At 70.3% G+C, this 19,739-nt stretch carries 20 protein-coding genes and 1 pseudogene; 11 read left to right on the top strand and 10 right to left on the bottom strand.

Features of this window, described 5'->3' with window-relative positions:
• Positions 1 to 254 precede the first annotated feature (254 nt).
• Complete coding sequence (locus ACFXB5_RS15765) at positions 255 to 1,175, bottom strand: phosphotransferase enzyme family protein (RefSeq protein ID WP_385207611.1); 921 nt, start codon at positions 1,173 to 1,175, stop codon at positions 255 to 257.
• 152 nt (positions 1,176 to 1,327) lie between these two features.
• Between ACFXB5_RS15765 and ACFXB5_RS15760 the strand changes: the two genes are divergently transcribed.
• The 4 genes from ACFXB5_RS15760 (at position 1,328) to ACFXB5_RS15745 (ending at position 5,675) form a co-directional block, all read left to right on the top strand.
• Positions 1,328 to 2,272, top strand: a complete 945-nt coding sequence (locus ACFXB5_RS15760) for a carbohydrate ABC transporter permease (protein ID WP_385207608.1) — start codon at positions 1,328 to 1,330, stop codon at positions 2,270 to 2,272.
• Entirely contained in the window at positions 2,269 to 3,120 is an 852-nt protein-coding gene (locus ACFXB5_RS15755) for a carbohydrate ABC transporter permease (protein WP_385207605.1), read from the top strand. The genes ACFXB5_RS15760 and ACFXB5_RS15755 overlap by 4 nt, the downstream gene beginning before the upstream one ends.
• Positions 3,120 to 4,412 carry an ABC transporter substrate-binding protein gene (locus tag ACFXB5_RS15750; RefSeq protein WP_385207602.1) on the top strand — a complete coding sequence of 431 codons (1,293 nt, stop codon included), beginning with the start codon at positions 3,120 to 3,122 and terminating at the stop codon, positions 4,410 to 4,412. The genes ACFXB5_RS15755 and ACFXB5_RS15750 overlap by 1 nt, the downstream gene beginning before the upstream one ends.
• A gap of 159 nt (positions 4,413 to 4,571) precedes the next feature.
• Positions 4,572 to 5,675, top strand: coding sequence for a CDP-alcohol phosphatidyltransferase family protein (locus ACFXB5_RS15745; protein WP_385207600.1), 1,104 nt, complete (start codon positions 4,572 to 4,574; stop codon positions 5,673 to 5,675).
• On the opposite strand, the gene erm is transcribed toward ACFXB5_RS15745, so the two are convergent.
• Both erm and ACFXB5_RS15735 read right to left on the bottom strand, forming a co-directional pair.
• Complete coding sequence (erm, locus tag ACFXB5_RS15740; protein WP_385207597.1) at positions 5,576 to 6,565, bottom strand: ErmE/ErmH/ErmO/ErmR family 23S rRNA (adenine(2058)-N(6))-methyltransferase; 990 nt, start codon at positions 6,563 to 6,565, stop codon at positions 5,576 to 5,578. The two genes, ACFXB5_RS15745 and erm, sit on opposite strands and share 100 nt — an antisense overlap.
• Positions 6,566 to 7,159: 594 nt before the next feature.
• Entirely contained in the window at positions 7,160 to 9,439 is a 2,280-nt protein-coding gene (locus ACFXB5_RS15735) for an MMPL family transporter (protein WP_385207594.1), read from the bottom strand.
• Between the two features lie 382 nt (positions 9,440 to 9,821).
• Between ACFXB5_RS15735 and ACFXB5_RS15730 the strand changes: the two genes are divergently transcribed.
• Both ACFXB5_RS15730 and ACFXB5_RS15725 read left to right on the top strand, forming a co-directional pair.
• A complete protein-coding gene (locus ACFXB5_RS15730) occupies positions 9,822 to 11,042 on the top strand; it encodes a S8 family peptidase (protein ID WP_385207591.1) in 1,221 nt (406 codons plus the stop codon).
• 115 nt (positions 11,043 to 11,157) lie between these two features.
• Positions 11,158 to 11,481 (top strand): cupin domain-containing protein, encoded by a 324-nt coding sequence (locus ACFXB5_RS15725; RefSeq protein ID WP_201852885.1) that lies wholly within the window; start codon positions 11,158 to 11,160, stop codon positions 11,479 to 11,481.
• A 9-nt stretch (positions 11,482 to 11,490) separates the two neighbouring features.
• On the opposite strand, the gene ACFXB5_RS15720 is transcribed toward ACFXB5_RS15725, so the two are convergent.
• The 4 genes from ACFXB5_RS15720 to ACFXB5_RS15705 all read right to left on the bottom strand — a co-directional run bounded on the left by ACFXB5_RS15720 (position 11,491) and on the right by ACFXB5_RS15705 (position 14,973).
• A complete protein-coding gene (locus ACFXB5_RS15720) occupies positions 11,491 to 12,078 on the bottom strand; it encodes a Uma2 family endonuclease (RefSeq protein WP_037949494.1) in 588 nt (195 codons plus the stop codon).
• A 161-nt stretch (positions 12,079 to 12,239) separates the two neighbouring features.
• Positions 12,240 to 13,793 carry a phosphodiester glycosidase family protein gene (locus ACFXB5_RS15715; protein WP_385207587.1) on the bottom strand — a complete coding sequence of 518 codons (1,554 nt, stop codon included), beginning with the start codon at positions 13,791 to 13,793 and terminating at the stop codon, positions 12,240 to 12,242.
• A gap of 113 nt (positions 13,794 to 13,906) precedes the next feature.
• A complete protein-coding gene (locus ACFXB5_RS15710; RefSeq protein ID WP_385207585.1) occupies positions 13,907 to 14,098 on the bottom strand; it encodes a DUF397 domain-containing protein in 192 nt (63 codons plus the stop codon).
• Between the two features lie 23 nt (positions 14,099 to 14,121).
• A complete protein-coding gene (locus tag ACFXB5_RS15705; RefSeq protein WP_385207582.1) occupies positions 14,122 to 14,973 on the bottom strand; it encodes a helix-turn-helix domain-containing protein in 852 nt (283 codons plus the stop codon).
• Positions 14,974 to 15,148: 175 nt separating this feature from the next.
• Between ACFXB5_RS15705 and ACFXB5_RS15700 the strand changes: the two genes are divergently transcribed.
• Positions 15,149 to 15,475, top strand: coding sequence for a hypothetical protein (locus ACFXB5_RS15700; RefSeq protein WP_385207579.1), 327 nt, complete (start codon positions 15,149 to 15,151; stop codon positions 15,473 to 15,475).
• A gap of 10 nt (positions 15,476 to 15,485) precedes the next feature.
• Here the strand turns inward: ACFXB5_RS15700 and ACFXB5_RS15695 are convergent, their stop codons facing one another.
• Positions 15,486 to 16,061: a TetR/AcrR family transcriptional regulator gene (locus tag ACFXB5_RS15695; RefSeq protein WP_385207625.1), complete on the bottom strand. Its 576-nt coding sequence runs from the start codon at positions 16,059 to 16,061 to the stop codon at positions 15,486 to 15,488.
• 59 nt (positions 16,062 to 16,120) lie between these two features.
• Between ACFXB5_RS15695 and ACFXB5_RS15690 the strand changes: the two genes are divergently transcribed.
• Complete coding sequence (locus ACFXB5_RS15690; protein WP_385207576.1) at positions 16,121 to 17,077, top strand: quinone oxidoreductase family protein; 957 nt, start codon at positions 16,121 to 16,123, stop codon at positions 17,075 to 17,077.
• A 54-nt stretch (positions 17,078 to 17,131) separates the two neighbouring features.
• On the opposite strand, the gene ACFXB5_RS15685 is transcribed toward ACFXB5_RS15690, so the two are convergent.
• Positions 17,132 to 17,740 (bottom strand): TetR/AcrR family transcriptional regulator, encoded by a 609-nt coding sequence (locus ACFXB5_RS15685; protein WP_385207573.1) that lies wholly within the window; start codon positions 17,738 to 17,740, stop codon positions 17,132 to 17,134.
• A 127-nt stretch (positions 17,741 to 17,867) separates the two neighbouring features.
• Between ACFXB5_RS15685 and ACFXB5_RS15680 the strand changes: the two genes are divergently transcribed.
• From ACFXB5_RS15680 to ACFXB5_RS15670, 3 genes are read left to right on the top strand one after another with little or no spacing between them, the layout of a single operon-like run.
• Positions 17,868 to 18,260, top strand: coding sequence for an ester cyclase (locus ACFXB5_RS15680; protein ID WP_385207571.1), 393 nt, complete (start codon positions 17,868 to 17,870; stop codon positions 18,258 to 18,260).
• Positions 18,261 to 18,297: 37 nt separating this feature from the next.
• Positions 18,298 to 18,984 (top strand): SDR family NAD(P)-dependent oxidoreductase, encoded by a 687-nt coding sequence (locus ACFXB5_RS15675; RefSeq protein WP_385207568.1) that lies wholly within the window; start codon positions 18,298 to 18,300, stop codon positions 18,982 to 18,984.
• Between the two features lie 56 nt (positions 18,985 to 19,040).
• Positions 19,041 to 19,466 (top strand): nuclear transport factor 2 family protein, encoded by a 426-nt coding sequence (locus ACFXB5_RS15670; RefSeq protein ID WP_385207565.1) that lies wholly within the window; start codon positions 19,041 to 19,043, stop codon positions 19,464 to 19,466.
• Between the two features lie 13 nt (positions 19,467 to 19,479).
• On the opposite strand, the pseudogene ACFXB5_RS15665 reads toward ACFXB5_RS15670, so the two are convergent.
• A pseudogene (locus tag ACFXB5_RS15665) lies at positions 19,480 to 19,739 on the bottom strand (sirohydrochlorin chelatase); the annotation flags it as partial.

Here is a 19,739-nt window from a genome sequence, read left to right as displayed (position 1 = left end):
CTCCTGACTGGGGCTTCGGCCCAGGCCCCGGGCGGGGGCTTCGGCCGAGACCTCGGGCGGGGGCTCCGGCACAGACCTCGGACCGGGCTTCGCCCCTTCCCGCAGCATCGATAAGCGGCTCCGCCGTGTGGCAGGGCTCCGCCCCGGATGCCGGGGTCCAGGGGCGGAGCCCCGGGTATCGGGAAGGGGCGGGGAGGGGAAAGCCTCGCTATGCGGCTCCGCCGCGTGGTGGGCCCTGATGCGGAGTCGTTCGTTCAGAACGTGTGCCAGCGCACCGCCGTGTCGCCCTCGCGCAGGGAGGCGATGCGGCGGGTGAACTCGGCGCGGGCCGCCGGGTTGCCCGGGGCGTGCTGGGAGACCCAGGCGCAGCTGGCGGTCTCGCGCGCCCCCCGCAGCACCGCGCAGCCGGGCCACTCGCGGACGTCCCAGCCGTACTCCGCCACGAACGCGTCGTACTCCGCCGCGCCCAGCCCATAGCGGTCCCGGGACAGGGCCATCACCACCAGATCGTGCTCGCGCAGATCGTGCGAGAAGGTCTCCAGGTCCACCAGTACCGGGCCGTCCGGGCCGATGTGCACATTGCGCGGCAGCGCGTCGCCGTGGATCGGGCCGGGGGTGAGGCGCGGGGTCAGCTCCTCGACGGCGGACGCGAAGTCGTCCCGGCGGGCACGCAAATACGCCGCGTCCGCCGGGTCGATCGCGTCCCCGGCCAGCCGCAGCCAGCGCTCGACCCCGCCCAGCAGATCGCGGCGCGGCAGCGGAAGCGGCGCCGGGTCGCCGGGCGGGTCGGGCAGGGCGTGCACCATCCGCAGCAGCTCCGCGAGATCGCGCGCCCCGGCGGGGCGTACCGGGTCGGGAAGCCGCTGCCAGTACGTGACGAGATGGTTGGCGAACGGAAGCGGCTGCTCGGAGCCGAAGCGCCGGTCGGGGCGGACCGCGGGCAGACCCTCTCGGGCGAGCCAGTCGGCGATCCTCAGCTCTCGGGCGGCCCGGTCCCACACCTCCAGGTCGCGGCTGATCCGGACCACCAGGGAGAGGCTGTCGACGGCGAAGACGGCGTTCTCACCGAGGGCCAGTAGCCGGGCCTCCGCCGTACCGGCCCGGTAGGGCGGCAGCGCGGCCGAGAGCACCGCCCGTGCCCGCTCCTCCGTGAACGCGACTTCCGCCACCGCCATGCCTCTTCTCCTCGTCGGCGCTCAAGTCTCGCATCAGGCGCCGCAGGTGAACCGGCCGACCGCAGCTCTTGACCGCACCGCCCGCCCTCCGCACGATGACGTGGGCTCTCCCACCGGACCGCCCTCCCACCGCGTCCGAAGGGGGCCCTGCCGTGATACCCGTGACCGCCGCCTCGGCGCGCTCGGACCAGGGCTCCGCCCCACCCCCGTCCGGCGCCCCCGGCAAGGGCCAGGGCCGCGCGGCGAGTGGTCACCGGGCGTGGTTCCTGGTTCTGCCCGCGCTGATCCCGATCCTCCTCCTCAGCGTCGGCCCGCTCCTCTACGGCATCGCGCTCGCCTTCACCGACTCCCAGGCGGGCCGCACCGAACCCACCCAGTGGATCGGGCTGCTCAACTTCCAGGATCTGCTGCGCGACACCCTCTTCTGGGAGTCCTTCCGGATCGGCCTGGTGTGGGCGGTGGCCGTCTCCGTACCGCAGTTCCTGCTCGCGCTCGGCCTCGCGCTGTTGCTCCACCAGGAGCTGCGGTTCCGCTGGCTGTCGCGGGCGCTCGCGATCGTCCCCTGGGCGATGCCGGAGGTCGTGGTCGGCATCATGTGGCGGCTGGTCTACCACCCCGACGCGGGGGTGCTCAACGAAACGCTGGGCACCCACCGCGACTGGCTCGGCAGCTTGTCCACCGCCCTGCCCGCCGTCGTCGTGGTCGGTATCTGGGCACGGCTTCCGCAGGTCACGGTCACCCTGCTGGCCGGGCTCTCGAATGTGCCGCGCGAACTGCATGAGGCCGCGGCCATGGACGGCGCCGGTGCGTGGCGCCGCTTCCGCGCCGTCACCTGGCCCGCCATCAGGCCCATCGCCCTCGCCATCAGCGCGCTCAGCTTCATCTGGAACGTCAACTCCTTCGCGCTGGTCTACGTCCTGACGGGCGGCGGGCCCGGCGGCCGCACCCGGCTGCCGATGCTCTTCGCCTATGAAGAGGCGTTCCGCTACGGCCAGTTCGGTTACGCGGCGGCGATGGGCTGTGTGCTGGTGGCGGTGGTCTCCATCCTGCTGGCCGTCCATCTCGTGGCCCGGCTGAAGGGGGACGACGACGCATGAGCACCCGCCTCACCGCCCGGCGCCGCGCGGCGCGCACCGGCCAGTACCTCGCCCTCCTCGGCTATCTGGTCTTCCTCGCCTTCCCCCTGCTGTGGCTGGTCTCCACCGCGTTCAAGCCGCCGCGCGAGCTGGCGAGCCTCCATCCGGGCTGGATCCCCGACCACCCCACCCTCGACAACTTCCGCCAGGCGTTCGAGGAGCAGCCGCTGCTGCGGTCCGCGGGCAACAGCCTGATCGCCTCCCTCGCCGCCGCGGTCATCACCGTCGTCATCGCCACCCCGATGGCCTATGTGATGGCCCGCCACCACCGCTCCGCGCTGTCCCGGGCGGCCACCGGCTGGATCGTGGTCAGCCAGGCGTTCCCCTTTGTCCTGGTGATCATCCCGCTGTTCCTGGTACTCAAGGAGGTCCGCCTGATCGACTCCCTCGCCGGGTTGATCATGGTGTACGTGGTGTGGTCCCTGCCGTTCGCCCTGTGGATGCTGGCCGGGTACGCACGGGCCGTACCGCGCGAGTTGGAGGAGGCCGCGGCCGTGGACGGGGCGGGCAGACTGCGGGTGTTGATCTCCGTCACCATGCCGCTGCTGACCCCGGGCATCGTGGCCACCGCCCTCTTCGCGTTCATCACCGCCTGGAATGAGTTCTTCTTCGCGCTCGTCCTGCTCAAGTCCCCGCGGAAACAGACGATGCCGATCATCCTCACCCACTTCATCGGAACCGAGGGTGTCGCCGATCTCGGCCCGCTCGCCGCCGCCTCACTGCTGGCGACGCTGCCCTCGCTCGTGCTGTTCGCGCTCATCCAGCGCCGGATCACCAGCGGCACCCTGGCCGGGGCGGTGAAGCACTGATGCGCCGCCGAACGCTGCTGGCCGCGTCCGCCACCGGGGCGCTGCTGTCCGGCTGCGCGCCGGAGCGGCGGCGGGCGACCGGCGGCCGGATCACTCTGCGCTTCCAGTCCCTGGCCTGGCAGCAGGAATCGGTGGCGGCCAACAAGCAGCTGGTGGGGGAGTGGAACGTGGCCCATCCCGACATCCGGGTCGAGTATGTCCAGGGCAGCTGGGACGGCGTCCACGACCAGCTGCTCACCTCCTTCGAGGGCGGTGAGGCACCCGACATCATCCATGACGCCACCGACGACCTCGCCGACTTCGCCTACGGCGGCTATCTCGCCGATCTCACCGACCTGCTGCCCCGGCGGCTCAAGGACGAGATCCCGCCCCGTACCTGGCAGACCGCCACCTTCGGCGGCGGCGTCCACGGTGTGCCGTTCCTTCAGGAGCCGCGCGTGCTCATCGCCAACCGCGCGCTGCTGGAGCGGGCCCGGGTGCGGATCCCCACCGCCGAACGGCCCTGGAGCTGGGCCGAGTTCGAGGACGCGGCCGAAGCGCTGACCCGGGACGGGGCGTACGGCGTGGCCTGGCCGCTCAAGGAGCCGGTCTCCGCGACCCTCAACCTCTCGCTCTCCACCGGCGGCAAGATCTTCCACCGGGGCCGGGGCGCGGACGGCAAGGTCACCGTCCGGTTCGACGCCGCCGACCAGCGGGTGCCCCGCGTCATCCACGACCAGCTGGGCGGCGACCGCACCGCCGCGCGGACCACCCTCGGCATGGGCGGCTCCGACACCCTCCCCGGCTTCTTCGGCGGGAAGTACGCGATGGTGCCGCTCGGCTTCTCCTACCGCCAGCAGATCGTGCAGCAGGCGCCCAAGGGGTTCGCCTGGACCGTACTGCCGTCCCCGGCCGGGCCCGGTGGCGACCAGCGGCAGGGGGTCAGCCCGCAGACGCTGTCCATCGCCGCCGACAGCCCGTACCAGCGGGAGGCGGCCCGCTTCATCGACTTCTTCCTGCGCCCGCCGCACATGGTGCGGCTCGCCCGGGGCGACTGGATGCTCCCCACGGGCCGGACCGCGCTGCGGGACCCCGCTCTGCGCACCCGCCGCCACGGCTGGGCCACCGGCACCGCCCTGGCCGGACAGCTGCGCCCGGCGCCCGCGCAGACGGTGCGCGGCTACCCGGAGTGGAAGGACAAGGTGGCCACTCCGGCGCTGCAGGAGTACTACAGCGGGGCGATCGGAATGGGGGAGCTGCGCGAGCGGCTCGTCGACGACGGGAACCTGGTGCTCGCCCGCTACCAGCGGTAGGACCCGCTGCGCCGCCGGCGCACCTGGTCCTGCCATAGACCCGGTCCTCCAAGCAGACCGTTACCCCCTGGCAAAGGTTGCCCTTGCCCGATCTTGTCTCTTCTCTTAACGACTTCTTACCTTCAGGTGAACTCGTGTCTAACGCCAGAAAGATTGACCATGCCCCGAGACATACCGCCGCTCGCCGAGGTCCGCCGGATCACTGAGAAGAAGCGAGACGCGTGGTGGACCGTCATGCTCGTGGATCCGGTGGCCACACCGCTGGTCCGCTGGATCGCCAAGTACACCCGGGCCACCCCCAACCAGCTCACCTGGGGTGCGTTCCTGGTGGGCCTCGGCTCCGCCGCGTGCTTCGCTCAGGGCGACTGGAGATGGCTGCTGCTCGGGGCCGTGCTCTACCACGTGAGCTTCATCTTCGACTGCATGGACGGCAAGCTGGCCCGGCTGACCGGCACCGGCTCGGTCTTCGGGGCGTGGCTGGACTTCGTCTTCGACCGGATCCGGGTGCTGGTCTGCGCGGTCGCCCTGATGGGCGGTCAGTACGCGCGCACGGATGACGTCCTGTATCTGTGGCTGGCGCTGGCCGTCGCCTCCCTGGACGCGCTGCGCTACATCGACTCGCTGGAGATCTTCAAGATCCGGCACGGGATGCGCAAGCAGATCAAGGCCCGGATGCGGGCGGCCCGCAAGGCCGAGAACCAGGCCGAGCTGGCCTTCATGGAGGACCTGCTGCGGGAGAACCCCGAGGCCGACCTGGAGACGGACCGCGACACGGTGGCTCCCTTGGAGCCCGCTGCTCCGCTGGAGCCGATGGCGGCCCTGGAGTCCACGGCGGCCCTGGAGTCCACGGCGGCCCTGGAGTCCACGGCGCCCCTGGAGACCACGAGGCCCGTGGAGGCCACGGCCACCCTGGAGTCCACGGCCGCCCCGGCACCCGCCGTGCGCCGCCCCGCCGTCGTCGATCTGCACCAGGAGTTCCGGCGCCGCTTCCCGTGGTGGGTCCGGTGCCGGAACTTCCTGCAGCGCCACCGCGTCCGCGCTCATCTCATCAGCGGCATCGAGTTCCAGATGGGCGTGTTCATCATCGGTCCGGCCGTCGACGCGGTGGTGGCGACGACCGTCGTATCGGGTGTGCTGCTGCTCGTCTTCGAGCTGGCCATCATCTACAAGTTGCTGTTGTCGACCCGGGACTTCACCCGCACCATCAACTCCTTCGAAACGGCCGAAGAACGCATTCCGGCCACCACCTCGGTCAGCTCCTGAGCGAGTACCAGCCACTGCTCCGGCGTCACATACGCCACTACGACGTCCCGCCCCAGCCCGGCCGCCCGGAACGCCCGGTCGAGCGCGCGGGCGGGGCAGACCCGGCGCAGTGACGCGTGGAGCGAGCCGCCGACCCCGGTGAAGCCGAGCTCGACCAAGTCCGCGTAGGCGGACCGGGCCGCCGGGTCGGTGAGCAGCGGCCGCGGCCGCCGGGTCAGCCGCAGGATCCCGCCGTCGACCGCGGGCACCGGCCGGAAGGCGGTACGCGCCACCCGCCCGCACAGCCGCCACTCGACCTCCGGCCACGACCGTACGGTCAGCAGGGACCAGCGGCCGTAGTCCCCGGTGCGCTTACGGGCGTACTCCGCCTGGGTGAGCAGCGTCGCCGAGGTCAGCCGGGGCACCGCCCGCAGCGCCCAGGCCACGATCTCGGCGGTGCGGGCGTAGGGCACGTTGCCGACCAGGGCGAACGGCTCGCGTGGCGGCGCCGCCTGGAGGAAGTCCTGGTGTACGACCCGGACCCGCGGGCAGCGGGCGAGCCGCTCCCGCAGCCCCGGGATCAGATGCCGGTCGATCTCATAGCTGATCAGCTCACGGCAGCGCGGGGCCAGCGCCTCGGTGAGCGCCCCTTTGCCCGCGCCGACCTCCACCAGGAGATCGCCGGGCCCGGGGCGGGCGGCGCGTACGACACGGGCGACGGCGCCCGGGTCGACGAGGAAGTTCTGCCCGTACGCCCGCCTCGCGCGGTCGCGTTCGGTACGGCGCGGTTTCGCGCGGGGCGCTTCGGTGCGGGGCGCTTTGGCGCGGGGCGGTTCGGCGCGGGGCGGTTCGGTGTTACGGCGCGGTTCGCCACCGCGCGGGGCATGGGGATGGTGTCGATTGCGGGCCACGGCCACGGTCCTTTCGGAGCCGGGCGGGCGGCAGCAGCGCGGAACGGGCCCTGCCGCCCGTCCCGGAACGAGTGATTCCTGGACTGGCGGGGGCCCTGGCCGAGGGCGCGTGGATGGGTGAGATCAGCTCACGGTGAGAGAGCGATGGGAAGTCCGGCGGGTCAGCCGCTCAGGTGGAGAGCCACCTCGACGGCGAACCGTTCACAGACTCGGAGAGACACCGGGCGCGTCCGGGCCGGCCAGGGCACCGGGGCCGCGCCGCGGGCGGCGGGCAGGCATAGGAAGGGCGCGCGCACACGCCACCCGGGCACAGCCACGAGTGATGCGGGTGAACACGCCGATGCCGGGACTTCCGCCCATCGGTGTACTCCTCCCGTGCGCGCGTACGCGAAAGGACGCGTATGCGGATCTCCGCCGTATCCCCGCACCGTAGGGACCGGCCGGGACACTCCGCAACGCCTTTTCGCACCGCACCGCACCGCATCCCACCACCCCACCGCACCCGACGCCCCCACCCCGAAACGCCGAACCGGTCACACGGCCCGGAGGCCATGTGACCGGTTGACGGCTGTCAGGATGTGCGGGACGTGGTCGTCAGACCCTCGCGTGCCGGGGCCGTTCGTCCGCGTCCGGCCTCGGGGAAGCGCCCACCAGGACGGTCGGCCGCTGGGCCGGGGCGGGCTCGTCGTGGGCGAGGTCCGGGAGCCACCCCAGCCACTTCGGCAGATACCAGTTGCGCTCGCCCAGCAGCGACATCACGGCCGGGAGGAGCACCCCGCGGATGACGGTGGCGTCGATGAGGACCGCGGCCGCGAGGCCCACGCCCATCTGCTTCATGGACTGCATCGACAGCGTGCCGAAGATGGAGAAGACCGCGACCATGATGACGGCGGCGCTGGTGACCACGCCCGCCGTCGTCACCACACCGTGCACCACCGCGTCCTTGGTGGTGCGGCCCGCCAGGCGCGCCTCGCGGATCCGGGAGACCACGAAGACGTGGTAGTCCATGCTCAGCCCGAACAGGATCACGAAGAGGAACAGCGGCAGCCAGGACACGATCGCGCCCACGCCCTCCGCGCCGACCAGCCCCGCGCCCCAGCCGTGCTGGAAGACCGCGGTGAGGATGCCGTACGCGGCGCCCACCGACAGCAGGTTGAGCACGATGGAGGTCACGGCGATGGTGAGCGACCGGAAGGACATCAGCATCAGCAGGAAGGCGAAGACCACCACGAAGGCGAAGACCGGGGCGACGGCCGAGCCGAGCTTGTCGTTGAAGTCCTTGGAGGAGGCGGTCGAGCCGCCGATGGGGGCGTCCACCCCGTCCACCGTGCCGAGGGTCGCCGGGCGCACCTCGTTCCGCAGCACGTCCAGGCTCTTCTCGGCCTTGCCCTCGTCGGAGCCGCCGATCAGCGGGACCTCCACCACGGCCAGGTTCTGCCGGTGGTGGACGGTCACCTCGACCGGGCCCTTGGAGGCGCCCTTCGCCACGGCCTCGGTACGGAAGCGGGCGAGGGCGTCGCGCACCGGCGCCGCGTCGATGTCGTCCGCCTTCACCACGACCCTGGCCGGGTCGGATCCGCCCGGGAACGCCTCGTCGATGTGGTTGTACGCGTTCACGACCGGCAGCCGGTCGCCGAACTCCTGGTCCATGGTGAGGTTCGCGGTGTTCATCCCCACGGCGGGGACGGCCAGCGCGATCAGCGCGCCACCGGCGAGGGCCAGCGACAGCTTGGGGCGGCGCAGCACCGGGCCGAGGACGGCGCGCCAGATGCGGCTCTCGGTGCCGCCGCGCCGCTTGGCACGGCCCAGGAACGGCAGCCGGCCCTTCTCCACCCGCTCACCGAGCAGCGAGAGCAGCGCGGGCAGCACCGTCACCGAGCCGACCATCGCCACCGCCACCACCATCAGCGTGGCGAGCCCCATCGCCTTGAACTCCGCGATACCGGTGAAGAGCATGCCCGCCATCGCCACGATCACCGTGACGCCGGAGACCAGGATGGCGCGGCCGGAGGTGGCCGCCGCCACCCGCAGCGCGGTCTGCGCGTCCCGTCCGGCGGCGCGCTCCTCGCGCTCCCGGCGCAGGTAGAACAGGCAGTAGTCGACGCCGACGGCCAGCCCCACCAGCAGCATCACGGAGTTGGCGGTGTCGCTCATGTGCACCCAGTGGCTGACCATCGCCACCAGACCGGTGGTGGCCAGGAACGCGGTCATCGCGAGGGCCACCGGCAGCAGGGCGGCCACCAGCGCGCCGAAGACGATCAGCAGGATGCCGAGGGCCACCGGCAGCGCGGAGTACTCGGCCTGGGTGAAGTCGTCGCCGAACGCGTCGTCGAACGCCTTCTGGCCGCTGGCGTCGCCGAACTCCTCGATCCGCAGGTCCTGGTGGCCGTTCTGCGCCTTGTCCACCGCGTCCAGGACCGGCTGGATGTGGTCGGCCGCCTTCTCCGCGTCGCCGCGCATCTCGAACTGCACCAGTGCGGAGCGCCGGTCGGCGGAGATGCTCTTGGTGTCGTACGGGGAGCGGAGGGCGGTCACCTGGCCGGTGGCCCGTACCTCGGCCATCACCCCGTCGACCGCCTTGCGGAAGGCCGGGTCGCTCGCGGTGAGCCCGCCGCCCTTCGCCTGGATCAGTACGGTTTCCCCGGCCGCGTCGTCAATGCCCGCCTCGTCGAGAATCTTCGAGACGCGCCCGGCCTCGCCCGGAACCTGCTCGCTCTCCGACACATCGACCCGGCCCGTCATCGAGCCGACGGCCAGGGCGAGGATGACCAGCAGCACCCAGCCCCCGACCGCCGCCCACCGGTGACGGGCGCTCCAACTGCCCGCGCGTGCCGCTATCCCGCGCGGCCTCTCCAAGCGGCCTGTGTCCGCCACGACATCCCCTTATGCCCTGGTGGCGGACTGTCCCCGCCACTCGTTGACGACGCTAGGCCGTGGCGTCGGGCCGACCCATCCTGCTGACCGGTGAACCGTCCGGTGGTTCCCTCCAACCGCAGAAGGGGGGACAGCCCTACCCTCCCTGATGCGGGTCCCCTACACACAAAGGGCGTTGACTTCGAGTCGGGGCGCGGTCGAAGCGCAGAACGTTGCCTATGTCACACATTCGTGGGGATCTTGAATTGACCCGTACCCATCAGTCAGGGTTTTGTCAGAACCGGAGTGACCCCAACACGCTCCGGATCTGCCGCACTTGAGGGATCGGACGCGATCCGGGGTGCGGATTCCCCCCACAACCGCACGAGGAGGAACCCTCGTCATGGCAGTTCACAAGCAGCGCAACGCGCGTCGACTCGGTCTGGCCATAGCCGCCGCGACCGCCGTCACCGCCGGTGTCTTCGTGGCCGTCCCGGCCGGCGCCACCACCGCCCAGCCCGCCGAGGGCACCGTCTACGGCACCCAGGCGAAGAACGCCGTCGACGGCAGCTACATCGTCATGCTCAAGGGCGGCAAGAGCATCAAGGCCGCCTCGGAGGGCAAGGACCTCGCCGAGCAGTACGGCGGCAAGCTGCGCCGCAGCTACGACTCCGCCATCAACGGCTTCTCGGCCGGCGGGCTGTCCGACACCGAGGCCAAGCGGCTGGCCGCCGACCCGTCGGTCGCCAAGGTGGTCCAGAACCACCGCTACACCATCAAGGGCACCCAGGAGAACCCGCCGTCGTGGGGCCTGGACCGGATCGACCAGGAAGACACCCAGGGCGACAAGAAGTACACCTACCCCGACAACGCGGGTGAGGGCGCCACCGCGTACGTCATCGACACCGGTGTCCGCACCAGCCACAAGGACTTCGAGGGCCGCGCCACATCCGGCTTCGACGCGGTCGACAACGACGACAGCGCCGACGACGGCAACGGCCACGGCACCCACGTGGCCGGCACCATCGCCGGTGCCGAGCACGGCGTCGCCAAGAAGGCCAAGATCGTCGCGGTGCGCGTGCTGGACGACCAGGGCTCCGGCACCACCGAGCAGGTCGTCGCGGGCATCGACTGGGTCACCGAGAACCACGAGGGCCCGTCCGTCGCCAACATGAGCCTGGGCGGCACCCCCGACGAGGCCCTCGACGCGGCCGTGCAGAAGGCCATCGACTCCGGTGTCACCTTCGGTGTGGCGGCGGGCAACGAGTCCGCCGACGCCAGCCAGAGCTCTCCCGCCCGGGTGAAGGACGCGATCACGGTCGCCTCCAGCACCGACAAGGACGAGCAGTCCGACTTCTCCAACTACGGCGACGTGGTGGACATCTACGCTCCCGGCTCGGACATCACCTCCGACTGGAACACCGGCGACGACGCCACCAACACCATCTCCGGTACGTCGATGGCCACCCCGCACGTCGTGGGCGCCGCCGCCGTCTACCTCGGCGGCCACCAGGACGCCAAGCCGGCCGACGTGTCGAAGGCCCTCACGGACGGCGCCACCGCCGACAAGATCTCCAACCCGGGCGACGGCACGCCGAACAAGCTGCTGAAGGTCGTCGAGTAAGGCCCCCACGGGCGATCCGACGGGTGAAGTGATCGGTCCCAGGGGCGCAGCCGGGTGGCGAGACCAACCGGCTGCGCCCTTTGGTGGTCGCCTACCCAATGCCACGCTGAGCGGCATGAATCTCACAGACGGATACACATCGGCGGCGGTCGAGAACGCCCCGGTGAAGGAGCTCTTCCCGGGCATCCGCCTGCGCCCCCTGTGGACCGGTGACAACGGCGCGAAGGCGCATGTCCTGGAGATGGACCCCGGCACCTCATGGGAGGGCCTGGACGTCCATGAACCGGGCCCCGAGGAGGTGTTCGTGGTCTCCGGCACCTTCAACGACGGCGCCCACGACTACCCCGCCGGCACCTTCATCCACGCCCCCGCCGGCTCCTCCCACATCCCCCGGACCACCACGGGCTGCACACTCTTCGTCTTCTACCCGGAGGGCTAGGCTCGGGCGTCAGCCCTCCAGCTCGCGGCGCACGACGTCGAGATCCAGGTCAACGGTGAATTCTCCGGCGACGTCGACGGATGCCTTGCCCGTGATGGTGGCAGCCTCGCGGTAGGTGCCTCCGTCCAGCTCGTGCACCACCACGCACAGATCTGGTTCCATCTCGACCCGCCAATAGGCGGGCACCTTCGCTTGAGCGTAGAGCGCCGGCTTGAGGATGCGGTCGGCGGCTCGGTTGAACGGCGACACGATTTCACCCAGAAGCAGGGCCGCGTCGAGGGGCGCGGCCAGTGTGCCGCGCGGAACGGCGGCGCGGTCGACGACAGCGATATCGGGGATGAACAGTCTCGATTCTCCCGTTACGTTGACCGCCTCGCCGGAGCGGAACCGTGCGCCGGACCGGGCCAGAGCGGCCTTGATCTGACTGTGCAATTCGGAAGACACGGTCTGGTGGTCCCAGTCGGGGGCAGGGGACATCATGAGGACACCGTCCACGAGTTCGAAGCGGGCGCGTGCCGGATGCTCCGGGAGTGCAAGGACGTCCTCGACCGTCCAGGGGCCTTCGTGATCGTCGACTCGCGTCTCAGCGACGCTCATGATCGCCACCACCGCCTCCTCGTGTGTTCCTTGGCTCCAGCATGGCACGCAGCTCTGACGACTGCCGACGCTTCCAGCCCGAGCCGTGAGGTGACGGCCAGAACGGGTGAATATCACCCACGGGAGTGAGTCGAACACTCAACGATGACGAGCGCGTCCCGCTACGGCAGTACCTGGACCGTGTCGCCCACCGCGCGTTCGCCCGTCGCGTCGGAGGTGACGTTGGCGAGCCTGCCGTTCACGGCCATGGCGGTGGAGCCGCCGCCGTCCAGGTTGAGGGCCTGGACGGCGCCCAGGGAGCGCATGAAGCGGGCGGCCTCCTCCAGGGTGAAGCCCTCGCTGACGCCGGGCTGCCGGCCGTCAACCGTGGCCAGGATGAGCCGGCCCTGCTTGTCGAGCCCGGCCATCGTGCGGGGCTGCCGGACGTTCGACCAGGCGTAGCCGAAGGAGAGGTTCTTCGGGTCGAGGGTGCCCTCGGTGGCGGCGTCGATGGCGATGCGGCCGTCCTTCACCAGGGTGGGGGCGGCGCTGACGATGCTGTCGTCGGAGTCGAGCCGGACCCGGCGGCCGGCGGTGTCCCGGACGACCTCCTCCAGCGCGATCCGCTCGCCCTGCCGGGCGTGGGCCGTCAGCCAGTCGGACGCGGCGCCGATGCCCTGGAGCACGGAGCCCCCGGCCGGGACCGTGCCGCCGCGCGGGCCGGTGGAGACCACCCGGCCGTCGGCGTCGAGCACCACCTGGGTCCCCGGCCCGGTGGGCAGCGCGGCGCGGAACCTCGGGGTGAACTTCACGAGGTCGTCGGCCTCGGAGCAGGTCAGGTCCTGCCGGGGCAGCTCGGTGGGAGTGGCCCCGGGGCGGCCGCAGTTGCGCACCTTGCCGGGCACCCGGTTGATGCCCTGCACCGCATACGTGGACGAGCCCGCCCGCGCGGTGACCGTGCTGGTCAGGTCGGCGATCCGGGCGTGCCGACCGCCGTCCGCGAGGATCAGCGCGGCCCGCGAACCGGCGGCCATCGACTCCAACTCGCCGTCGTACGCGGCGATTCCGGCCATCGTGCCCTGGACGCCGTCGGCGTCGGAGGTGACGAAGAAGCCACCGTTGACGGCGACCAGGGAGTGGCGCTTCGCGGCGGCCGAAGAGGTCGTCTCGCGATCCGCCACGCTGAGGTCGTGCGTGGCCGCCACGCTGCCGGTGAACCGGGCCGGGTCGATCACCGACACATGCACGCTCTCCCGGTCGGCGGGCCGCTGCCCGTCGTAGCCGGTCCACTCCGCCACCGCCGTGAACCCGGCCGCTGCGACCTTCTCGCGTGCGCCCTGCGCCTCACCGGAGGTGCCGTACGAGCCCATCCGCACCCGCCACCCCATGGTGCCGCGAGGGGTGTCCGCGTAGGCGGGCCACGCCACCCGCTCGACCCGCGGCTCGAACCCGGCGTCGCGCAGCCGCCCCGCCGTGACGTCCGCCCAGGACCGGTCGCCCAGCGGCGCGGCACCGGGCCCCTGCACGGTGACCGTCCAGCTCGGCTTGGCGTCCGCGTCCCGGAGAACCCCGGTCCGTACCTGCACTCCCGGGGCCACCGCCTCCGTTGTCCAGGATCCGGTATCCGGTGCCGCCTGAGCCGACGGATGGATGGCCGCCAGTACGACGGCGGCCCCCAGTGCGGCCCCCATCCGGGTGCCCAGGCCTCGGCGGACGGTGCTCTGTTCGTTGCGCATGCCCGGCAGTCCAGCGCCGCCCGGGGGCCGGGCCGACACACACGGAGGGCGGTCTGCGGAACGTACGGTGAACGGGCGGGGAGGAAGGGCCAGGGCCCCACCGCCCCTCGTGGCTACCGCCCGAGGTGGTCCAGCGCCCCCGCCTTGACGGCGCGTATGAAGGTTCTGAGTCGGCCCGGTGTGGTGGTGAGGATGTCGGCGGGGGCGTCGCTTTCCCGAATCCGTATCTCACCGCCCGCCGCGGCGAGTTCAACGCAGTCGTTGGTCTCGCCGGGCCCGGAGAACGACGACTTCCGCCATGTCATCGGCTTTTCCATGATCCTGCCCTTCACAATTGCCGCAAGATGGTGTGGATGAAGTCCTGAGATTTTTCCGCCGACAAGGAGAACGTCAGGGCCCTGTCGAGAAATACGCGATACCGCGCGAGCTGCGACTCCGCATCCAGCAGGATAGGTCCGTGCGGCACATCGATGTGTACGGTGTCCAGCCTCGGTACAGAGCCGTACGCGTAGAGCACGGGCGTCCCGGCGCCGCCGAATCCTTCCGCGTCGAACGGGACAACCCGTACGGTGACCCCGGGGCGCTCGCCTTGTTCAAGCATGAAGGCAAGTTGTTGTCGTGCGACCTCCCGGTCGGCGACGAGTGTCCGCAGAGCGGCTTCATGAACGACCGCTTCATACGTGGGAGGCGAGCCGCTGTCGAGGACCTCCCGCCGTCGCATACGGAACGCGACCAGCGCGTCCAATTGGCGTGTTGACGGCTTGGGAACCCCGTAGGCCATGAGAGCACGCGTGTAGTTCTCCACTTGGAGAAGCCCAGGGATGTAGACACCCTGGAAGGTGCGCAAACGGCGAGATCGATGTTCCAGTTCGGCGAGGTCCAGGGCCGCGTGCGCGAGGGTTCCCCGGAACTCCTCCCACCACCCCTTGTCGCGTTCCGCGACCATGGCGACCAACTCGTCGATCAGTGCCTCGTCGAGGCAGGCGTAATGAGTCGCCATGCCGCGCAGCCGCTCCTCGCTGACGCCCGCCCGACCCGACTCCACATGACTCATCTGGGCCGAGGTTGTTCCGACCCGCTCGGCTGCTTCTCGGGCGGTCAAGCCCGCCGCTTCACGCATCTTGCGCAGTTCGATCCCCAACCGCGCTTGGCGTGCCGTGGGTTGACTTCGCACCGCCATGCCCGTCGCCTCCGACTTCTCGACAATCCGACAGGCGTTCGTTCTGTAGCTCTGTCGGCCCCCAATGCCCGCCACAAAGTTGTGGCGACCACAACTTTGTGGCGTACTTTACGTGATGCGCTCATCACGCAGCGGTGAGCGGCAGCCGAAGCCTACTGCGCCCGTGGAGGCCCAGATGGAGACACCGCACTCCCCAGAACTCTTCGACAAGGAACTCTGCGACCTCGTCCTCGCCATCGCGCCCAGAATCTTCGCCGTCGTCCAGGAGTGCGAGGTGCGGCCCGGCCTGAAGGACGGGTGTGTCGCGGCGTGGGGGATGGCCTTCGGCGAGGGTCCCGTCCACGTCACCACGGCCGACGGCACCGGACAGATGGTCCTCAACTCACCGGAGCGGGCTCTTCGATGGTTCACACGAAGCGGCGGTGAGGACGGCGTGACGGCGAGGCTGGTGTGGCTCAGCCGGTCCGGCGGCGCCACTTTCGATCGCGCCGAGGCCGCTTGAGCGCCCTGGGCTACGACAGCAGGTGGTCGAGGCAGAGGTTCAGCCCGGCCTCCAGATGTTCCGCGGAGCCGGTGGAGAGCAGGACGGTGACGCCGCCTTGGATGGTGGCGATCACCGCCGCGGCCGTGCGGTGGGCGTCGAGTGCCGGGTTGGCCTCGCCGGCCGCTTGGGTGGCCTCGATACCGGCTCGGACGCACTCCTGCCACCGCCGCACCAGTTGCGCCGACACGGCCTGCGCGGCCGGGCTGTACCGGCCCACGTCGGCGATCAGTACCCCGAGCGGGCAGTACAGCCCCTGGTCGCGGTAGCGCTCGACGATGAGGTCGCGCCACGCCTCCCAGGCCGCGCGCGAGGTGAGTTCGTTCAGGTACGGCTGCTGGTCCTCGAATACTCGCTCGGCTTCAAGTTCGGCAACCGCGAGCAGAAGCTGTTCCCGGCCTTCCGGGAAGTAATAGAACATCTGCCCTTTGCCGGTGGCGCTGCGTCGGCATACGTCGTCGAGCGTGGTGGCGTTCGTGCCGCGTTCCCGGATCTCGGCCGCGGCGGCTTCGACGATGCGCAGGCGGGTCGCGGCGCCTTTCCTCATGACCGTCACCGGCCAAAGTGTACTTGTGGGTACATTTTTTGGCACATACCTTCGGCCGCATGAGAGCGATAGTCATCAACGAAGCAGGGGGACCGGAAGTGCTGCGGCTGCGGGAGCGGCCGGCGCCTCGTCCGGGCCCGGGGGAAGTCCTGGTGGACGTCCGCGTGGCGGGTGTGAACTTCTTCGACACCGCCATCCGCAGGCAGGCCATGGCCGAGGTGCCGGGCGCGGAGGGCGCGGGTGTGGTGGCGGAGACGGGCGAGGGTGTGCACGGGTTCGCCCCGGGTGACCGTGTCGCGTGGTTGACGGTCAACAACCTCGGCGGCTACGCCGAGCAGATCGTGCTCCCGGCGAGCGGTGTCGTCCCGGTGCCCGACGCCGTCGACGACGAGACGGCCGCGGCCTTGCTCGTGCAGGGCCTGTCCGCGCACCACTTCGCCACCGTGTCCCACCCGGTGCGCCCGGGGGACGTCGCGCTCGTGCACGCGGCCGCCGGCGGGGTCGGGATGATGCTCACCCAGATCATCAAGGCCCGCGGCGGCACCGTGATCGGCCTGGTGTCGCGACCGGAGAAGGTCAGGTTCGCCGCCGACGCGGGCGCCGACCACGTCCTGGTCTCCTCCGGTGACGCGTTCCTCGAGCCGGTGCGCGAGCTGACCGGCGGCGAGGGGGTGCATGTGGTCTTCGACGGTGCGGGCGCGACCACGTTCGCCGCATCGCTGCAGGTGCTGCGCACGCACGGCACGCTGGTGTTCTACGGGCCGCTGATCGGCGACGTGCCGACCATCGCGATGAACGACATCCCCCGCAGCACCCGCCTCACCTACGCCGTGACCGAGGACCATGTCCGCACCCCCGAGGAACTCGCGGCGCGCGCGGCCGAGTTGTTCGCGCTCGTCGAGAGGGGCGAACTGGTCGTCCGGATCGGCGGTCGGTACCCGCTGGCGGAGGCGGCGAGGGCCCACGCGGACATCGAGTCGCGTACGACCACCGGGAAGCTGCTGCTGCTCCCGTGACCGGTGGCCGCACGGTGTGCGACGAACTGCCCGAACACGGCAGGAGGAACGAGCTCAGGAGAGTGGCCAGCCGCGCAGGGCGGCGTCGGCCATCTCCTGGAGTTCATCGCGGCCGAGACCGCTCGCGGCTTGTACGGCGATGCCGTAGGCGAGGGTGGTGATGTAGCGGGCCAGTAGCCCCGCATCGGTCTCCGCGGGCAGGTCGCCGTCGTCGACGGCTCGCTGGAACCGCTCCCGGATGAGGGCGTAGCCGTTGTTGCGCCAGTCGACGAGGAGGTCACGGACTTCCTGTCCGGAGTCGCTGACGGTCAGGGCGCCCTGGACGCCCAGGCATCCGTGGGGACTGGCCGGGCGGGTGGTGGTTCGAACGGTGCCGGCCAGGATCGCGGTGGCGACGCCGAGGGCGGTCGGCTCCTCCATGGCTTGGACCAGGTATGCGCTCGGGCCTTCGGTGTAGCGCTCCAGGGCCTTGCGGAACAGCTTCTCCTTGTTGCCGAAGGCCGCGTACATGCTGGTGGTGGAGATGCCCATCGCGTTCGTCAGGTTGGCCGTGCTGGCCCCCTCGTAGCCGTGCTTCCAGAAGACCAGCATGGCGCGCTCGAGAGCTTCGTCGGCGTCGAATCCTCGCGGTCGGCCGATGGGGCCGTTCTGTTTCGTCTCCACCCCCGCAGCCTACCTCTTCTGTAGCGATCGCTGCGGAAGTGCTAACGTTTGACTTCTGCAGCGATCGCTACAAAATCGAGCCTGTACGCCGACGGCGGGCCCAACCAGATCTGAGAGGGGTCCCCTCATGTCCGACAGTGATCTGCGCGCGTTCTACCTGCGCTACCTCGATGAGCTCAACGCCCACAAGTTCGACGGCATGGACGAGTTCATCAACGACCGGACCACCCTGAACGGTGAGCCGGCCACCCGAGACGACCTCATCACGGTTCAGAAGAAGGACGTGGACGCGGTTCCGGACCTCCACTGGGAGCTCAAGGAACTGGTCTTCGACGGTGACCGTCTGGCCGCGCGCCTGGTCAACACGGGCACTCCGGTGAAGGAGTGGCTCGGCGTGGCCCCCACCGGAGCCTCCTTCGAGATCGTCGAGTACGCCATCTATCAGGTCCGCGACGGGCGGTTCGTGCACATGACCGCCCTGCACGACGCCGACGAACTTCTCCGGCAGCTGACCGGCTGACCAACGGCCCACTCGGGCCACATTCGAGAGGATACGCATGACCATCACACTGATCACCGGGGCCAACAAGGGAATCGGCTTCGAGACGGCCAAACAGCTTCTGGCGCTGGGCCACGTTGTCTACATCGGCGCACGTGATGTCGAGCGAGGCGAGAAGGCGGCGGCAGCCCTTGGCGCACGATTCGTGCGACTCGACGTGACCGACGACGCATCGGTGAGCAAGGCACTGGCGACGATCGACTCGGCCGAGGGCCGACTCGACGTCCTGGTGAACAACGCGGGCATCCTGGGGGCCGGAGTCCTCGACGGTCCCACGGCTCTCCGGGCCTTCGACACCAACGCGATGGGCATCGTGCGCGTCACGGAGGCGGCGCTTCCGCTGCTGCGCAAATCCTCGAACCCAACCGTGGTCACCGTTTCGAGCAGCGCCGGGTCGTTCTGGGCAGTGACCAATCCGGACCGGCCGGAGTTCACCTTGCCGTTGGCGCTCTACTCCGCCTCCAAGTCCGCGGCCACCATGCTGACGGTCCAGTACGCCAAGTCCCAGCCGGGCATCAAGTTCAACGCGGTCGAGCCCGGCACCACCGCGACCGACCTGACCGCGGCATTCGGAATCGGAAGGGCGCCGGAGGAGAGCGCCAGGGTCGTCGTGCGGTTGGCGACTCTCGACGCGGACGGCCCGACCGGAACCTTCCAGGACGAAAACGGAGAAGTGCCCTGGTAGGCCGTCTGGGCACGATCGTCATGGATGAAGGGAAGAGCACGGCATTGAGCGAGAACATGAACGATGAAGCGCTGGCTCAGCGATATGAGACCGTCCGGGAGTACTTCAGGCGAGTGGACCGGGGAGACCCGAGCATCTCCGATATCAGCACCGATGACATTGAGATCTACTTCCCCAAGTTCGGCTTTGGGCACGGCAAGGACGCTATTGCCGAGTTGGCTCGACGGCTCGATCTCGAATACCTCGAACATGACATAGACGGCCTGGACATCATGACGAGTGGGGATCGCGTGATCGTCGAAGGCCGCGAATGGGGTACCACTCGCGACGGCCACACATGGCCCGACGGGGAAATCTCCAGGGGTCTGTTCTGCAACGTTTTTACGTTCCGGGGCCACCTCATCAGCAAGATCCACATCTATACGGACCCGGACTTCACCAGCAGCCACCAGGCGAAGATTCAGCAGCTCCACCGCGGCTGACCCGCACGGCCTCTCAGGCCGTGAGCAGGGCCGGGGACGCCGTACGGGCCTCGTCGTAGCGGGTCAGCAGGAGGCGGGCCAGTTCCGGGGCGGGGCCCAGGACGGGGGCCAGGAGGTCCGCGCCCGCGGCCTCGGCGCCGTGGGCGATGCGGTCGGGGAGGCGGCCGGGGGCGATGACGTAGGGGGCCACGGCCACCCGGGGGACGGGGGGGGGCGCCCGCGCCGCGCGGTGGGAACGCTGTGTGAGGGCATCAATACCGCAGGGGGGGGCGC

Origin of the sequence: Streptomyces sp. NPDC059455 (genome assembly GCF_042750115.1) — a bacterium.
Taxonomy (GTDB): Bacteria; Actinomycetota; Actinomycetes; order Streptomycetales; family Streptomycetaceae; genus Streptomyces; species Streptomyces endocoffeicus.
This window is presented reverse-complemented; position numbering and strand designations above follow the sequence as displayed.

What these genes read in the sequence shown, in the direction of transcription:
- ACFXB5_RS15765 (WP_385207611.1), bottom strand. Translation starts at nt 1,175, where the DNA reads ATGGCGGTGGCGGAAGTCGCGTTCACGGAGGAGCGGGCACGGGCGGTG.
- ACFXB5_RS15755 (WP_385207605.1), top strand. Translation starts at nt 2,269, where the DNA reads ATGAGCACCCGCCTCACCGCCCGGCGCCGCGCGGCGCGCACCGGCCAG.
- ACFXB5_RS15750 (WP_385207602.1), top strand. Translation starts at nt 3,120, where the DNA reads ATGCGCCGCCGAACGCTGCTGGCCGCGTCCGCCACCGGGGCGCTGCTG.
- ACFXB5_RS15745 (WP_385207600.1), top strand. Translation starts at nt 4,572, where the DNA reads ATGCCCCGAGACATACCGCCGCTCGCCGAGGTCCGCCGGATCACTGAG.
- ACFXB5_RS15730 (WP_385207591.1), top strand. Translation starts at nt 9,822, where the DNA reads ATGGCAGTTCACAAGCAGCGCAACGCGCGTCGACTCGGTCTGGCCATA.
- ACFXB5_RS15725 (WP_201852885.1), top strand. Translation starts at nt 11,158, where the DNA reads ATGAATCTCACAGACGGATACACATCGGCGGCGGTCGAGAACGCCCCG.
- ACFXB5_RS15720 (WP_037949494.1), bottom strand. Translation starts at nt 12,078, where the DNA reads ATGAGCGTCGCTGAGACGCGAGTCGACGATCACGAAGGCCCCTGGACG.
- ACFXB5_RS15715 (WP_385207587.1), bottom strand. Translation starts at nt 13,793, where the DNA reads ATGCGCAACGAACAGAGCACCGTCCGCCGAGGCCTGGGCACCCGGATG.
- ACFXB5_RS15710 (WP_385207585.1), bottom strand. Translation starts at nt 14,098, where the DNA reads ATGACATGGCGGAAGTCGTCGTTCTCCGGGCCCGGCGAGACCAACGAC.
- ACFXB5_RS15705 (WP_385207582.1), bottom strand. Translation starts at nt 14,973, where the DNA reads ATGGCGGTGCGAAGTCAACCCACGGCACGCCAAGCGCGGTTGGGGATC.
- ACFXB5_RS15700 (WP_385207579.1), top strand. Translation starts at nt 15,149, where the DNA reads ATGGAGACACCGCACTCCCCAGAACTCTTCGACAAGGAACTCTGCGAC.
- ACFXB5_RS15695 (WP_385207625.1), bottom strand. Translation starts at nt 16,061, where the DNA reads ATGAGGAAAGGCGCCGCGACCCGCCTGCGCATCGTCGAAGCCGCCGCG.
- ACFXB5_RS15690 (WP_385207576.1), top strand. Translation starts at nt 16,121, where the DNA reads ATGAGAGCGATAGTCATCAACGAAGCAGGGGGACCGGAAGTGCTGCGG.
- ACFXB5_RS15680 (WP_385207571.1), top strand. Translation starts at nt 17,868, where the DNA reads ATGTCCGACAGTGATCTGCGCGCGTTCTACCTGCGCTACCTCGATGAG.
- ACFXB5_RS15675 (WP_385207568.1), top strand. Translation starts at nt 18,298, where the DNA reads ATGACCATCACACTGATCACCGGGGCCAACAAGGGAATCGGCTTCGAG.
- ACFXB5_RS15670 (WP_385207565.1), top strand. Translation starts at nt 19,041, where the DNA reads ATGAACGATGAAGCGCTGGCTCAGCGATATGAGACCGTCCGGGAGTAC.